This window comes from Postechiella marina, assembly GCF_039538365.1.
Taxonomy (GTDB): Bacteria; Bacteroidota; Bacteroidia; order Flavobacteriales; family Flavobacteriaceae; genus Postechiella; species Postechiella marina.
In genome coordinates, this window is record NZ_BAABCA010000008.1 from 55,199 (window position 1) to 70,547 (window position 15,349).

Sequence of the window (15,349 nt, forward strand, 5' to 3'; positions counted from 1 at the left end):
CAATCGCTAAAATGGTAATAGATAAGAAAGCATACAAACCAGCGACCTAAACTTGGTTAATTACTATTTTAGCGAAAATTGTTTTTTCAATCGCTAAAATGGTAATAGATAAGAAAGCATACAAACCAGTTAAACAATTTTTTAATTATAGCAAATTACGCTTGGGCGTAACCGTGCTTTCCACTATATCTTTTTTGAGAAAAACAAAAAAGGATGTCGTATCAATCACTTTTGCAGGTCTTATTAGTATAGAGTGTTAATAACAAAAAAGGGCTGTATTTTATTAAAAAGGCTAAAAAATTAATTTGTAATAAATAATTGCAAACTTTAAATTAGTTTCTATCTTTGCGCCCACAAAAATCTTAAAAGAGAGGAGGTTAAGACACTATGTTAATTGTACCAGTTAAAGAAGGAGAAAATATAGAGAGATCGTTAAAACGATATAAGCAAAAGTTTATTAAAACAGGAGCAAAACGTCAATTAAATGCACGTAAGCAGTTCAATAAACCTTCAGTTACACGTAGAGCTTTAGTTCAAAAAGCACAATATGTTCAAAGATTAAGAGATGCAGAAAACAATTAAAAGATTCTAAATTAAATAATCAAAAAAAATCCCGCATTTAGCGGGATTTTTTTTTGATTCAAAATTAAAAGCTAGTAACACTATAAATAAACAATTAAGTTGCAGTATTAACTTTTAACTTTTAACTTTAAGCTTTTAACCTAAAAACAATATGACTTTCAAATCGTTTACAGATTATTTATTGCTAGAAAAAAACTATTCAGCATTAACTATAAAAGCCTATCAAAACGATTTAGAAACATTTTCAATCTTCATATTAAGCGAATACCAATCAAACTCTATTAATCAAGTTAATTATTCTCAAATAAGAAGCTGGATTGTTTTATTAGTAGAAAGTAAAATATCCAACAGAACAATTAACAGGAAAATATCTGCACTAAACACCTATTATAAGTTCCTATTAAAAATTGGAGATATAAAACTAAATCCATTAGCAAAACATAAAGCGCTTAAAACAAATAAGAAGCTTCAAATTCCTTTTTCGCAATTAGAAATAGAAACAGTTTTAAATCAGTTAAACTCAGCCGATGATTTTGAAAGTATTAGAAATAAATTAATTGTAGAATTATTTTACTCCACAGGTATAAGGCGTATAGAATTGGTAGAACTAAAGCTAGATGATGTGAGTTTAGATAATAAAATGTTAAAAGTATTAGGTAAGAGAAATAAAGAAAGATTGATACCGTTATTACCATCTGTAGTTAAAACAGTAAAAGACTATATACAGATACGAACAACATTATCACATATAGAAGATTCTAGGATTTTGTTTTTAACAAAAAATGGCGTTAAAATTTACGAAACACTTGTATATAGAGTAATAAATAGTTATTTTAGTAAGGCATCTGCAAAGGTGAAAAGAAGCCCACATATATTAAGGCATTCTTTTGCAACACATTTGCTAAATCAAGGTGCTAATTTAAATGCTGTAAAAGAACTTTTAGGACATTCCAGTTTAGCTGCTACTCAAATATATACACATAATAGTATAGCCGAATTAAAAAAGGTGCAATTAAAAGCACATCCTAGAAGTAAAAAATAATATAGTAAATAAATTATTGTCTAACCAAATAATTAGTAGAGTATGAAAGTGAACACACAATCAGTTAATTTCAATGCAGATCAAAAATTGATAGATTTTATCCAAAAGCGTATGGATAAGTTAGATATGTTTTACGACAAAGTAATAAAATCAGATGTTTATTTAAAGGTAGAAAATACAAGTGATAAAGAAAATAAAATTTTTGAAGCAAGAGTAAGTGTGCCAGGAGATAGTTTTGTTGTAAAAAAGCAATGTAAAAGTTTTGAAGAAGGGGTTGATAGTGCAGTTTCGTCGTTAGAAAGGCAGTTAAAAAAGCGAAAAGAAAAATTAAGAGCACATTTATAGAAAAATTATCAAAAAAATGTTTTGAATAATTAAATAAATATATACATTTGCAGTCCGTTAGAAATAGCGGGCTTTTTTTTATGTGTAAAAAAGAGAAAAAGCCGATGTAGCTCAGCTGGCTAGAGCAGCTGATTTGTAATCAGCAGGTCGTGGGTTCGAGTCCCTCCATCGGCTCAAAAAAAACAAAGCAAAATGCGATAGCGTTTTAAGTTCTTTAAAATATTGAAATAAGTTTAATTGGGGAGATACTCAAGCGGCCAACGAGGGCAGACTGTAAATCTGCTGACTACGTCTTCGCAGGTTCGAATCCTGCTCTCCCCACTTTTTTTAAAATTACTAAACAGTTTTAATAAAAGATAATTAAGCAAAATTAATGCGAGAGTAGCTCAGTTGGTAGAGCGTCAGCCTTCCAAGCTGAATGTCGCCGGTTCGAACCCGGTCTCTCGCTCAAATTCCTGCGGAGGCAGGGACACTCTTCTTTTATTACCCGTTTTAGGCGAGTAAAAAAAGAATAGGGAATAAAAACTTTACGCCGGTGTAGCTCAGGGGTAGAGCGTTTCCTTGGTAAGGAAGAGGCCACGAGTTCAAATCTCGTCATTGGCTCTATAATTAAAGAGTAAAAAAAAAGAGTATTAAATTATTATATAACTAAGATTAAATTATTTTAAAACATGGCAAAGGCAACTTTCGATCGTTCAAAACCACACTTAAATATTGGTACAATTGGACACGTAGATCACGGTAAAACAACTTTAACTGCTGCTATTACTAAAGTATTAGCTGATGCAGGTTTATCAGAAGCAAGAGATTTCGATCAAATTGATAATGCTCCTGAAGAAAAAGAAAGAGGTATAACAATTAATACATCTCACGTAGAGTATCAAACAGCTAACCGTCACTACGCTCACGTTGACTGTCCAGGTCACGCCGATTACGTAAAGAACATGGTAACTGGTGCTGCTCAAATGGATGGTGCTATTTTAGTGGTTGCTGCTACTGATGGGCCAATGCCACAAACTCGTGAGCACATCTTATTAGGACGTCAGGTAGGTATTCCTCGTATCGTTGTATTCATGAATAAAGTGGATATGGTTGATGATGAAGAGTTACTTGAATTAGTAGATATGGAAATTAGAGATTTATTATCTTTCTATGAGTATGATGGAGATAATGGACCTGTAGTTGCTGGATCTGCATTAGGTGCACTTAACGGTGAGCAAAAATGGGTAGATACAGTATTGGAATTAATGCAAGCTTGTGATGATTGGATCGAAGAGCCATTAAGAGAGGTTGATAAAGATTTCTTAATGCCTATCGAGGATGTATTCTCTATTACTGGTCGTGGTACTGTTGCAACTGGTCGTATTGAGACAGGTATAGCAAACACAGGAGATCCTGTAGAGATTATTGGTATGGGGGCTGAGAAATTAACATCTACTATTACTGGTATCGAAATGTTCCGTCAAATATTAGATAGAGGTGAGGCTGGAGATAATGCAGGTATCTTATTAAGAGGTATTGAAAAGTCTCAAATCTCTAGAGGTATGGTAATTTGTAAGCCAGCTTCTGTAACACCACACGATAAATTTAAAGCTGAGGTTTATATCCTTAAGAAAGAAGAAGGTGGACGTCACACTCCATTCCATAACAACTACCGTCCACAGTTTTACGTACGTACAACTGACGTAACAGGTAACATCGCACTTCCTGATGGAGTTGAGATGGTTATGCCTGGAGATAACTTAACTATTACTGTTGAGTTAATTCAACCAATTGCAATGAATGTTGGTTTACGTTTCGCTATCCGTGAAGGTGGTAGAACTGTAGGAGCAGGTCAGGTAACTGAAATATTATAGTAAGTAATATATAAAGTTAAGGTATTTCTATAAAATGAAGTGCCTTAACTTATATTTACGGGCGTAGCTCAGTTGGTAGAGCACTGGTCTCCAAAACCAGGTGTCGGGAGTTCGAGTCTCTCCGCCCGTGCAAATAAAAAAGAAGTATACTTAGAAAAGAAACTTCTTGTTAATACAAAAGATAAAAAGCCTCTTTTTTAAGTAGGGCTTTTTATTCAGTTTAAAACAAAATATAAATGGCTGGAATAGTAAATTATATAAAAGAATCATTTGGAGAGCTAAAAAACAATGTAACTTGGCCTACATGGGCAGAGTCTCAAAGTTTAACAATTTTAGTTGCTGTATTTTCAATTATATTTTCTCTTGCAATATGGGGAATAGATACTGTTTTCAGTAAAGTTATTACAACTTATTTTCAGTGGATTAACGGTTAAAACGAAGAATTATGTCTGAAATAAGTGAGAAAAAGTGGTATGTAGTTAGAGCTGTAAGTGGTCAAGAAAATAAAATTAAAACTTATATAGAAAACGAAATCGCTCGTTTAGGTTTACAAGATTATGTAGATCAAGTATTGGTTCCAACAGAAAAGGTAATTCAAATTCGAAACGGAAAAAAGATTCAAAAAGAAAAAACTTTTTTTCCAGGATACATAATGGTGCAAGCCAACCTAACTGGAGAAGTACCACATATAATAAGATCGGTTACAAATGTAATTGGTTTTTTAGGAGAAACTAAAGGAGGAGATCCTGTGCCATTAAGACAATCTGAAGTAAACAGAATGTTAGGTAAAGTTGATGAATTAGCTGTAGAAGAAAATGTTAATGTAGTAATTCCTTATACAAAGGGAGAAACCGTTAAAGTTATAGATGGTCCTTTTAATGGATTTGACGGTACTATAGAGAACATAAATGAAGAAAAGCGTAAACTAGAAGTAATGGTTAAGATTTTTGGAAGAAAAACACCATTAGAGTTAAGTTATATGCAAGTAGAAAAAGTATAATATTAGTGTTACAGTAAAGATAGATGTGTTTTTCGCTTCCAATTGAAGAATAACATCAAAAATTAAATTATTAAAAATGGCAAAAGAATTAGGTAAAGTAGTTAAGTTACAAGTTCGGGGAGGTGCTGCGAATCCATCGCCACCGGTTGGACCCGCTTTAGGAGCTGCAGGTGTTAACATCATGGAGTTCTGTAAGCAATTCAATGCTAGAACCCAAGATAAAGCTGGTAAAGTGTTACCAGTTGTTATATCTGTTTACAAAGACAAATCGTTTGACTTTGTAATTAAAACTCCACCAGCAGCTGTACAGTTATTAGAGGCAGCTAAGTTGAAAAAGGGTTCTGGAGAGCCAAACCGAAAAAAAGTAGCTAAAGTTTCTTGGGATCAAGTTAAAACAATCGCTGAAGACAAAATGGTAGATTTAAATGCATTTACAATAGAGTCTGCAATGAGAATGATAGCTGGTACAGCAAGATCAATGGGTATAACCGTAACAGGGCAATTCCCTTCTTAATCTATTAAAGACATTAAAAAATGGCAAGATTAACAAAAAAGCAAAAAGAAGCTTCAGCGAAAATAGAAAAAGGAAGAGTTTATTCTGTTGAGGAAGCATCAGCATTAATAAAAGAAATTACCAATACAAAGTTTGACGCATCTATTGATTTAGCTGTGCGTTTAGGAGTAGATCCTAGAAAAGCTAACCAAATGGTAAGAGGTGTAGTATCTCTTCCACACGGTACTGGTAAAGACATGAAAGTACTAGCATTAGTAACTCCAGACAAAGAAGCAGAAGCTAAAGAAGCTGGAGCAGATTACGTTGGTTTGGATGAGTACCTTGATAAAATCAAGAGTGGTTGGACAGATGTAGATGTAATTATTACTATGCCAAGTGTAATGGGTAAATTAGGTCCTTTAGGACGTGTATTAGGTCCTCGTGGTTTAATGCCTAATCCAAAAACAGGTACAGTAACTATGGATGTAGCTAAAGCTGTTACAGAAGTGAAAGCTGGTAAAATTGACTTTAAAGTTGATAAAACTGGTATTGTTCACGCAGCAATAGGTAAAGCATCATTTAGTGCAGATAAGATTGCAGGAAATGCAAACGAATTATTACAAACATTAATGAAATTAAAGCCTACAGCTGCAAAAGGTGTTTATGTAAAGAGCATATTTATGTCTTCTACAATGAGCCCGAGTTTAGCTGTTGATCCTAAAATTGGTTAATTAGTTAAAAACTTTTATTATGACTAGAGAAGAAAAATCACAAGTAATTGAAGAATTAACTACACAATTAGCTGATAATGCAAATATCTATTTAACAGATATTTCAGGATTAAACGCTGTTGCAACGTCTAACTTACGTCGTGCTTGTTTTAAAGCAGGTATCCAGTTAGCTGTAGTTAAAAATACATTGTTAGAAAAAGCAATGGAAACTTCAGATAGAGAATTTGGAGAACTTCCTTCTGTATTGAAAGGAAACACTTCGGTTATGTATTCTGAAACAGGTAATGCACCTGCTAAAGTAATTAAAGCATTCAGAAAAAAATCTGAAAAACCTTTATTAAAAGGAGCTTTTATTGAAGAAGCGGTTTACCTAGGAGACGATCAATTAGATATGTTAGTTGATATCAAATCTAAAGAAGAATTGATTGGAGAGATTGTTGGATTATTACAATCTCCTGCTAAAAACGTTATTTCTGCACTTAAATCTGGAGGAAGCACAATAGCAGGTATCATTAAAACACTATCTGAGAAAGAAGGATAGTATTAAATAGTACGCACTTTATTACAAATATATTATTACAAAATTATTAAAACGATAGAAAATGGCAGATTTAAAAGATTTCGCAGAACAATTAGTTAACCTTACTGTAAAAGAAGTAAATGAGTTAGCAACTATATTAAAAGACGAGTATGGTATCGAGCCTGCTGCTGCTGCTGCAGTTGCTGTTGCTGGTCCTGCTGGTGGTGGAGATGCTGAAGAAGCTCAAACTGAATTTGATGTTATCTTAAAAGCAGCTGGTGGTTCTAAATTAGCAGTTGTAAAATTAGTTAAAGAATTAACTGGTTTAGGTTTAAAAGAAGCTAAAGGTTTAGTTGATGATGCACCAAGTGCAATTAAAGAAGGTATTACTAAAGATGAAGCTGAGGCTTTAAAAGCATCTTTAGAAGAAGCTGGAGCAGAGGTAGAGCTTAAGTAAGCTTAACAACTCAAAAACATAAAGGTTTAGGTCTGGAGAACGTTCTTCAAGACCTAAACCATTTTGTGTATATAATAGTTTATATACGCTATTAATTTTTTTTTAATCATAATTCCGTCCATTGATGTTATTAACACAAGCTGAAAGATTAAATTTCTCATCTATTGTAAATAGAACGGAATATCCAGATTTCTTGGATATTCAGATAAAATCCTTCCAGGATTTTTTCCAATTAGAGACAAAATCTGAAGAAAGAGGTGATGAAGGTTTATACAATACCTTCATGGAGAACTTTCCAATAACTGATTCACGTAATCAATTTGTTTTAGAATTTTTAGATTACTTTGTAGACCCACCACGTTACGCCATAGATGAGTGTATAGAAAGAGGGCTTACTTATAGCGTTCCGCTTAAGGCAAGGTTAAAGTTATATTGTACAGACCCTGAACACGAGGATTTCGAAACTATTGTTCAAGATGTGTACTTAGGAACTATACCTTACATGACACCTTCTGGTACTTTTTGTATCAACGGAGCAGAGCGTGTAGTAGTATCTCAATTACACCGTTCGCCAGGGGTTTTCTTTGGTCAGTCTTTCCATGCTAATGGAACAAAGTTATATTCAGCTAGAGTAATACCATTTAAAGGATCTTGGATTGAGTTTGCTACAGACATCAATCAAGTAATGTATGCTTACATTGATAGAAAGAAAAAATTACCTGTTACAACGCTTTTCCGTGCTATTGGATTTGAGCGTGATAAAGATATTTTAGAGATTTTTGATTTGGCTGAAGAAGCTAAAGTTTCAAAATCTGGTTTAAAAAAGTATTTAGGAAGAAAATTAGCTGCACGTGTATTAAATACATGGCATGAAGATTTTGTTGATGAAGATACTGGTGAGGTTGTATCTATTGAGCGTAACGAGATTGTGCTTGACCGTGATACAATTTTAGACAAAGAAAACATTGAAGAAATTCTTGAGGCAGATGTAAAAACAATTCTTTTACATAAAGAAACTGCAGAACAAGGCGATTATGCAATAATACATAATACACTTCAAAAGGATCCAACAAACTCGGAAAAAGAGGCTGTTGAGCATATCTATAGACAATTACGTAATGCTGAGCCACCAGATGAGGAAACAGCACGTGGTATTATAGATAAATTATTTTTTAGCGACCAACGTTACTCTTTAGGAGAAGTAGGTCGTTATAGAATGAATAAAAAATTAGGTCTTGATATTGGAATGGATAAGCAAGTGCTTACCAAAGAAGATATTATTACTATTATAAAATATTTAATTGAGCTTATTAACTCTAAAGCAGAGATTGATGATATTGATCACTTATCTAACCGTCGTGTTAGAACTGTTGGAGAGCAATTATCGTCTCAATTTGGTGTTGGTTTAGCTCGTATGGCTCGAACTATTCGTGAGCGTATGAACGTTCGTGATAACGAAGTATTTACTCCAATAGATTTAATTAATGCAAAGACCTTGTCGTCTGTAATTAATTCTTTCTTTGGTACAAACCAGTTGTCTCAGTTTATGGATCAAACAAACCCATTAGCAGAGATAACTCATAAGCGTCGTTTATCGGCTCTTGGACCTGGAGGTCTTTCGAGAGAAAGAGCTGGTTTCGAGGTTCGTGATGTACACTATACACACTATGGTCGTTTATGTCCTATTGAAACACCAGAGGGACCAAATATTGGTTTAATTTCTTCACTTTCTGTATATGCTAAAGTGAACTCTATGGGATTCATTGAAACACCTTATAGAAAGGTAACAGATGGCGTTGTAGATATTCAAAATGAGCCTACTTACTTAAGTGCAGAAGAAGAGGAAGAAAAATTAATAGCTCAAGCAACTGTTAATGTTGATGAAAGTGGTAAAATTTTACATGATAAGGTAATTGCAAGAATGGAAGGTGACTTCCCGGTAATAGATCCGAATGAATTACATTATACAGATGTAGCACCAAACCAAATTTCATCTATATCTGCATCTTTAATTCCGTTCTTGGAACATGATGATGCCAACAGAGCCTTGATGGGATCGAATATGATGCGTCAAGCAGTACCATTATTAAGAGTAGATTCTCCAATTGTAGGTACAGGTTTAGAACGTCAAGTAGCTTCAGACTCTAGAGTATTAATTAATGCTGAAGGCGAAGGAGAAGTATTATATGTTGATGCTAATGAAATTAAAATTAGATATGGACGTACAGAAGATCAAGCTGCTGTAAGTTTTGATTCTGATATTAAAACATATCAATTAGTAAAATTTAGAAAAACTAACCAAGGTACTTCTATTAACTTAAAACCAATTGTGGTTAAGGGGGATAGAGTTTCTAAAGGACAAGTTTTATGTGAAGGTTATGCAACTCAAAAAGGAGAGCTTGCTTTAGGTAGAAACATGAAAGTGGCCTTTATGCCATGGAAAGGTTATAACTTTGAGGATGCGATTGTAATTTCTGAAAAAGTTGTTAGAGAGGATATATTTACATCTATTCATATTGATGAGTATTCATTAGAAGTTAGAGATACTAAATTAGGTAACGAAGAGTTAACTAACGACATTCCTAATGTTTCTGAAGAAGCTACAAAAGATTTAGATGAAAACGGAATGATTCGTGTTGGGGCCGAAGTTAAACCTGGAGATATTCTTATTGGTAAAATTACACCAAAAGGAGAATCTGACCCAACACCAGAAGAAAAATTATTACGTGCTATTTTTGGTGATAAAGCAGGCGATGTAAAAGATGCTTCTTTAAAAGCATCTCCATCATTACACGGTGTTGTTATCGAAAAGAAATTGTTTGCAAGAGCAGTAAAAGACAAACGTAAAAGAGCTCAAGATAAAGACGATATCTTAGCCTTAGAAGCTCAATACGATAGAAAATTTGACGATTTAAAAGAAGTTTTAATCGAAAAATTATTCAATATAGTAAACGGTAAAACTGCTCAAGGTATTTTTAACGATTTAGGAGAAGAAGTATTACCTAAAGGTAAAAAGTTTACTCTTAAAATGTTAAATGCTGTTGACGATTATGCGCATTTAGTATCAGGAAAGTGGACTACAGATGATCGTACCAATAGTTTAGTAGCCGATTTAATTCACAATTATAAAATTAAAGAAAACGATTTACAAGGTTCTTTAAGACGCGAGAAGTTTACAATTTCTGTTGGAGATGAATTACCAGCAGGTATTATAAAATTAGCAAAAGTTTATATCGCTAAAAAGCGTAAATTAAAGGTAGGTGATAAAATGGCAGGACGTCACGGTAACAAAGGTATTGTTGCACGTATAGTTCGTCAAGAAGATATGCCTTTCTTAGATGATGGAACACCTGTTGATATTGTATTAAACCCACTTGGTGTACCATCTCGTATGAACATTGGGCAAATATATGAAACAGTTCTTGGTTGGGCTGGTCAAAAATTAAATCGTAAATATGCGACTCCTATTTTTGATGGGGCAACTATAGAACAAATTAATGGTTATACAGACGAAGCTGGAATTCCTCGTTATGGTCATACTTATCTTTACGATGGTGGGTCTGGAGAGCGTTTCGATCAGCCAGCTACTGTAGGAGTTATCTATATGTTAAAACTAGGACATATGGTTGACGATAAGATGCACGCACGTTCTATAGGACCATACTCTTTAATAACACAACAACCATTAGGTGGTAAAGCACAATTTGGAGGTCAGCGTTTTGGAGAGATGGAAGTATGGGCACTTGAGGCTTATGGAGCATCAAGTACTCTACGTGAGATTTTAACAGTAAAATCTGATGATGTAATTGGTAGAGCTAAAACTTACGAAGCTATTGTTAAGGGAGAGCCAATGCCAGATCCTGGACTACCAGAATCTTTTAATGTACTTATGCACGAATTAAAAGGTTTAGGATTAGATATTAGATTAGAAGAATAAAAAACTAGTAATCGGTTATCAGTCTGCGCTAATACTGCAGACTGAATACTGAGTACTGAATACTAGAACAAATGGCAAGAAAACAAGATAAGAATCCAGTAAAGAGATTTAATAAAATCTCAATTGGTTTAGCATCACCAGAGTCTATTTTAGCAGAGTCTAAAGGTGAAGTTTTAAAACCAGAAACTATTAATTATCGAACACACAAACCAGAAAGAGATGGTTTGTTCTGTGAGCGTATTTTTGGTCCTGTAAAGGATTATGAGTGTGCTTGTGGTAAATATAAAAGAATTCGCTATAAAGGTATTGTATGCGACCGTTGTGGTGTAGAAGTAACAGAAAAGAAAGTACGTAGAGATAGAGTAGGGCACATTAATTTAGTTGTTCCTGTAGCTCATATTTGGTACTTCCGTTCTTTACCAAATAAAATAGGTTATTTATTAGGCTTGCCTTCTAAGAAATTAGATATGATTATTTACTACGAACGTTATGTAGTAATACAGCCTGGTAATGCTAAAAATGAAGAAGGAGAACCATTACAAAAAATGGACTTCTTAACAGAAGAAGAGTATTTAAATGTTCTTGAAACACTTCCTCAAGATAATCAATATTTAGACGATACAGACCCTAACAAGTTTCTTGCTAAAATGGGGGCAGAATGTTTAATTGAATTGTTATCTAGAATTGATTTAGAGAAATTGTCTTATGAATTACGTCATAAAGCAAATACAGAAACATCTAAACAACGTAAAACTGAAGCGTTAAAACGTTTACAAGTTGTTGGGTCTCTAAGAGAATCTAATCAAAATAGAGAAAATCGTCCAGAGTGGATGATTATGAAAGTTATTCCAATCATTCCGCCAGAATTACGTCCATTAGTACCATTAGATGGAGGTCGTTTTGCAACGTCTGATTTAAATGATTTATACCGTCGTGTAATTATTCGTAACAACCGTCTTAAAAGATTAGTTGAGATAAAAGCACCAGAGGTGATTTTACGTAACGAGAAACGTATGTTACAAGAATCTGTAGATTCATTGTTTGATAACACACGTAAATCATCTGCAGTAAAAACAGATTCTAACAGACCACTAAAATCTTTATCAGATTCACTTAAAGGTAAGCAAGGGCGTTTTCGTCAAAACTTACTAGGTAAGCGTGTTGATTATTCTGCACGTTCTGTAATTGTTGTTGGTCCAGAATTAAAGTTATTTGAATGCGGATTGCCTAAAAATATGGCAGCAGAATTATACAAGCCTTTTGTAATTAGAAAATTAATTGAAAGAGGTATTGTTAAAACTGTAAAATCTGCAAAGAAAATTATAGACAAAAGAGAGCCAGTTGTTTGGGATATCTTGGAGAATGTTCTTAAAGGACATCCAGTATTACTAAACCGTGCTCCTACATTACACCGTTTGGGTATTCAAGCTTTCCAACCAAAATTAATTGAGGGTAAAGCAATCCAGTTACACCCATTAGTGTGTACTGCATTTAATGCCGATTTTGATGGTGATCAAATGGCGGTTCACTTGCCATTAGGACCAGAAGCTATTTTAGAGTGTCAATTATTAATGTTGGCCTCTCATAATATATTAAATCCTGCAAACGGATCTCCGGTAACAGTACCTTCGCAAGATATGGTACTTGGTCTTTATTACATGACCAAGCTACGTAAATCTACTCCAGAAGTGCCAATTAAAGGAGAAGGCTTAACTTTTTACTCTCCAGAAGAAGTAACTATTGCTTTTAACGAAAAAAGAGTTGACTTAAATGCGGGTATTAAAGTTAGAACTATCGACATTAATGAAGATGGTAAACTTGATAGAATGATTGTAGAAACTACAGTTGGTAGAGTATTATTTAACCAACATGTACCACAAGCTGCAGGATATATTAACCAAGTATTAACCAAAAAGTCTTTAAGAGATATTATTGGAGATATTCTTAAAGTTACTTCGGTTCCAGAAACTGCAGATTTCTTAGATGCTATTAGAACATTAGGGTTTAATTTTGCATTTAAAGGTGGATTATCATTTAGTTTAGGAGATATTATTATCCCGCCAGAAAAGCAAGGAATGATTGATAAAGCCAATGGTTTAGTTGATGGTATTACCGGAAACTATAACATGGGACTTATTACTAATAACGAACGTTACAACCAAGTTATTGATATTTGGACTTCAACAAATGCTGAATTGACAGAATTGTCTATGAAGCGTATTAGAGAAGATCAACAAGGATTTAACTCGGTGTTTATGATGCTTGATTCTGGTGCTCGTGGATCTAAAGAACAGATTCGTCAGTTAACAGGTATGCGTGGGTTAATGGCAAAACCTAAAAAATCTAATGCAGGTGGAGGAGAAATTATTGAAAATCCAATTCTTTCTAATTTTAAAGAAGGTCTTTCAATTTTAGAATACTTTATCTCAACGCACGGTGCACGTAAAGGACTTGCAGATACAGCACTTAAAACTGCCGATGCAGGGTACTTAACACGTCGTTTAGTTGATGTTTCTCAGGATGTTATTATTAACACTGAAGATTGTGGAACATTAAGAGGGGTAGAAGTAGAGCCATTAAAGAAAAACGATGAAGTTGTTGAAACTTTAGAAGAAAGAATTGTTGGTCGTGTATCTTTAAACGATGTTCATAACCCATTAACAGATGAATTATTAGTATCTGCAGGAGAATTAATTGACGATGATATTGCTAGAAATATTCAAGCATCACCAATCGAAACATTAGAAGTACGTTCAGCTTTAAGTTGTGAAGCTTTAAGAGGTATTTGTGCTAAATGTTACGGGCGTAACCTTGCTACAGGTAAAATGGTACAACGTGGTGAAGCTGTAGGTGTAGTTGCTGCACAGTCTATTGGAGAACCAGGTACACAGTTAACATTACGTACTTTCCACGTGGGTGGTATTGCTGGTAACATTTCTGAGGATAATAAATTAGTTGTTAAGTTTGATGGCGTTGCCGAAATTGAAGACTTAAAAACAGTTAAAGGCCAAGATAACGAAGGAAACGAGGTTGATATTGTTATATCTCGTACTTCTGAAATTAAATTAGTAGACAAGAAAACTGGTATTGTATTAAGTACAAACAACATTCCTTATGGTTCTACTGTTTCTGTTAAAAATGGAGATACGTTGAAGAAAGGAGATGTAGTATGTCAATGGGATCCTTATAACGGTGTTATTATTTCTGAATTTGCTGGTAAAGTAAAATACGAAAACATTGAACAAGGTGTTACTTATCAAGTTGAAATTGATGAGCAAACAGGATTCCAAGAAAAAGTTATATCAGAATCTAGAAATAAAAAATTAATTCCAACGCTTCATATTGTAGATGGAAATGATGACGTGATACGTTCATACAACTTACCAGTTGGGGCTCACTTAATGATTGACGATAACGATAAGATTCAAGTAGGTAAGATTTTAGTTAAAATACCTCGTAAATCTGCGAAAGCAGGTGATATTACTGGAGGTCTTCCTCGTGTAACAGAATTATTTGAAGCACGTAACCCATCTAACCCTGCTGTTGTTTCTGCAATTGATGGAGTCGTATCTTTTGGAAAAATTAAAAGAGGTAATCGTGAGATTATTGTAGAGTCTAAAACTGGAGATATTAAGAAATACCTAGTTAAGTTATCTAATCAAATTCTTGTACAAGAAAACGATTTTGTAAAGGCAGGTATGCCATTATCAGATGGTTCTATAACACCTAATGATATTTTAAATATCAAAGGTCCTTCAGCTGTACAACAATACTTAGTAAACGAGGTACAAGAAGTATACCGATTACAAGGTGTGAAAATTAACGATAAACACTTCGAAGTTGTTGTTCGTCAGATGATGCGTAAAGTTAGAATTATAGATTCTGGTGATACTATTTTCTTAGAAGATCAATTGGCTCATAAAGCAGATTTCATTTTAGAAAATGATAATATTTTTGGAATGAAAGTTATTGAAGATGCTGGAGATTCTACAACTCTTAATGCAGGGCAAATTATTTCGCCTCGTGAATTAAGAGATGAAAACTCGATTTTACGTAGAGAAGATAAGCAGCTTGTTGTGGCTAGAGAAGCTAGACCTGCAACTGCAACTCCAATTTTACAAGGTATTACTAGAGCATCGCTACAAACGAAATCATTTATTTCTGCAGCGTCGTTCCAAGAAACTACTAAAGTACTTAACGAAGCAGCTGTAGCTGGTAAAGTTGATTCTTTAGAAGGCCTTAAAGAAAATGTAATTGTTGGACACAGAATTCCAGCAGGTACAGGTATGCGTACTTACAAAGATATTATTGTAGGCTCTAAAGAAGAGTTTGACGAAATGATGCAAGTAAAGCAAGAATTGAATTATAACTAATATTTAAAATTCC

The 15,349-nt window shown here is 33.9% G+C and carries 12 protein-coding genes and 5 tRNA genes; all 17 read left to right on the forward strand.

What is annotated here, in order from left to right:
• Positions 1 to 387 precede the first annotated feature (387 nt).
• The 17 genes from rpsU to rpoC all read left to right on the forward strand — a co-directional run bounded on the left by rpsU (position 388) and on the right by rpoC (position 15,336).
• Positions 388 to 582 carry a 30S ribosomal protein S21 gene (gene rpsU / locus ABD715_RS16740; protein WP_344789496.1) on the forward strand — a complete coding sequence of 65 codons (195 nt, stop codon included), beginning with the start codon at positions 388 to 390 and terminating at the stop codon, positions 580 to 582.
• 151 nt (positions 583 to 733) lie between these two features.
• A complete protein-coding gene (locus ABD715_RS16745; protein ID WP_344789497.1) occupies positions 734 to 1,624 on the forward strand; it encodes a tyrosine-type recombinase/integrase in 891 nt (296 codons plus the stop codon).
• Positions 1,625 to 1,666: 42 nt separating this feature from the next.
• Positions 1,667 to 1,969, forward strand: a complete 303-nt coding sequence (hpf, locus tag ABD715_RS16750; protein ID WP_344789498.1) for a ribosome hibernation-promoting factor, HPF/YfiA family — start codon at positions 1,667 to 1,669, stop codon at positions 1,967 to 1,969.
• A 100-nt stretch (positions 1,970 to 2,069) separates the two neighbouring features.
• A tRNA-Thr gene (locus ABD715_RS16755) sits at positions 2,070 to 2,143 on the forward strand.
• A gap of 65 nt (positions 2,144 to 2,208) precedes the next feature.
• Positions 2,209 to 2,290, forward strand: a tRNA-Tyr gene (locus ABD715_RS16760).
• A 54-nt stretch (positions 2,291 to 2,344) separates the two neighbouring features.
• Positions 2,345 to 2,417: transfer RNA gene (locus tag ABD715_RS16765), tRNA-Gly, on the forward strand.
• 83 nt (positions 2,418 to 2,500) lie between these two features.
• Positions 2,501 to 2,572 (forward strand) — tRNA-Thr (locus tag ABD715_RS16770).
• Positions 2,573 to 2,640: 68 nt separating this feature from the next.
• A complete protein-coding gene (gene tuf, locus ABD715_RS16775) occupies positions 2,641 to 3,825 on the forward strand; it encodes an elongation factor Tu (RefSeq protein ID WP_344789499.1) in 1,185 nt (394 codons plus the stop codon).
• A gap of 57 nt (positions 3,826 to 3,882) precedes the next feature.
• Positions 3,883 to 3,955, forward strand: a tRNA-Trp gene (locus tag ABD715_RS16780).
• Positions 3,956 to 4,061: 106 nt separating this feature from the next.
• Complete coding sequence (gene secE, locus ABD715_RS16785) at positions 4,062 to 4,259, forward strand: preprotein translocase subunit SecE (protein ID WP_344789500.1); 198 nt, start codon at positions 4,062 to 4,064, stop codon at positions 4,257 to 4,259.
• Positions 4,260 to 4,270: 11 nt separating this feature from the next.
• Positions 4,271 to 4,825: a transcription termination/antitermination protein NusG gene (gene nusG, locus ABD715_RS16790; RefSeq protein WP_344789501.1), complete on the forward strand. Its 555-nt coding sequence runs from the start codon at positions 4,271 to 4,273 to the stop codon at positions 4,823 to 4,825.
• A gap of 76 nt (positions 4,826 to 4,901) precedes the next feature.
• A complete protein-coding gene (gene rplK / locus ABD715_RS16795) occupies positions 4,902 to 5,339 on the forward strand; it encodes a 50S ribosomal protein L11 (RefSeq protein ID WP_344789502.1) in 438 nt (145 codons plus the stop codon).
• A 20-nt stretch (positions 5,340 to 5,359) separates the two neighbouring features.
• Positions 5,360 to 6,049: a 50S ribosomal protein L1 gene (gene rplA / locus ABD715_RS16800; RefSeq protein WP_344789503.1), complete on the forward strand. Its 690-nt coding sequence runs from the start codon at positions 5,360 to 5,362 to the stop codon at positions 6,047 to 6,049.
• A 19-nt stretch (positions 6,050 to 6,068) separates the two neighbouring features.
• Positions 6,069 to 6,590, forward strand: coding sequence for a 50S ribosomal protein L10 (gene rplJ, locus ABD715_RS16805; RefSeq protein ID WP_344789504.1), 522 nt, complete (start codon positions 6,069 to 6,071; stop codon positions 6,588 to 6,590).
• A gap of 61 nt (positions 6,591 to 6,651) precedes the next feature.
• Positions 6,652 to 7,026, forward strand: a complete 375-nt coding sequence (rplL, locus tag ABD715_RS16810) for a 50S ribosomal protein L7/L12 (RefSeq protein ID WP_344789505.1) — start codon at positions 6,652 to 6,654, stop codon at positions 7,024 to 7,026.
• A 124-nt stretch (positions 7,027 to 7,150) separates the two neighbouring features.
• Positions 7,151 to 10,963: a DNA-directed RNA polymerase subunit beta gene (rpoB, locus tag ABD715_RS16815; protein ID WP_344789633.1), complete on the forward strand. Its 3,813-nt coding sequence runs from the start codon at positions 7,151 to 7,153 to the stop codon at positions 10,961 to 10,963.
• 71 nt (positions 10,964 to 11,034) lie between these two features.
• Positions 11,035 to 15,336 (forward strand): DNA-directed RNA polymerase subunit beta', encoded by a 4,302-nt coding sequence (gene rpoC, locus ABD715_RS16820; protein WP_344789506.1) that lies wholly within the window; start codon positions 11,035 to 11,037, stop codon positions 15,334 to 15,336.
• Positions 15,337 to 15,349 lie beyond the last annotated feature (13 nt).

What these genes read in the sequence shown, in the direction of transcription:
- rpoB (WP_344789633.1), top strand. Translation starts at nt 7,151, where the DNA reads ATGTTATTAACACAAGCTGAAAGATTAAATTTCTCATCTATTGTAAAT.
- hpf (WP_344789498.1), top strand. Translation starts at nt 1,667, where the DNA reads ATGAAAGTGAACACACAATCAGTTAATTTCAATGCAGATCAAAAATTG.
- rplL (WP_344789505.1), top strand. Translation starts at nt 6,652, where the DNA reads ATGGCAGATTTAAAAGATTTCGCAGAACAATTAGTTAACCTTACTGTA.
- rplK (WP_344789502.1), top strand. Translation starts at nt 4,902, where the DNA reads ATGGCAAAAGAATTAGGTAAAGTAGTTAAGTTACAAGTTCGGGGAGGT.
- ABD715_RS16745 (WP_344789497.1), top strand. Translation starts at nt 734, where the DNA reads ATGACTTTCAAATCGTTTACAGATTATTTATTGCTAGAAAAAAACTAT.
- rplA (WP_344789503.1), top strand. Translation starts at nt 5,360, where the DNA reads ATGGCAAGATTAACAAAAAAGCAAAAAGAAGCTTCAGCGAAAATAGAA.
- nusG (WP_344789501.1), top strand. Translation starts at nt 4,271, where the DNA reads ATGTCTGAAATAAGTGAGAAAAAGTGGTATGTAGTTAGAGCTGTAAGT.
- rpsU (WP_344789496.1), top strand. Translation starts at nt 388, where the DNA reads ATGTTAATTGTACCAGTTAAAGAAGGAGAAAATATAGAGAGATCGTTA.
- secE (WP_344789500.1), top strand. Translation starts at nt 4,062, where the DNA reads ATGGCTGGAATAGTAAATTATATAAAAGAATCATTTGGAGAGCTAAAA.
- tuf (WP_344789499.1), top strand. Translation starts at nt 2,641, where the DNA reads ATGGCAAAGGCAACTTTCGATCGTTCAAAACCACACTTAAATATTGGT.
- rpoC (WP_344789506.1), top strand. Translation starts at nt 11,035, where the DNA reads ATGGCAAGAAAACAAGATAAGAATCCAGTAAAGAGATTTAATAAAATC.
- rplJ (WP_344789504.1), top strand. Translation starts at nt 6,069, where the DNA reads ATGACTAGAGAAGAAAAATCACAAGTAATTGAAGAATTAACTACACAA.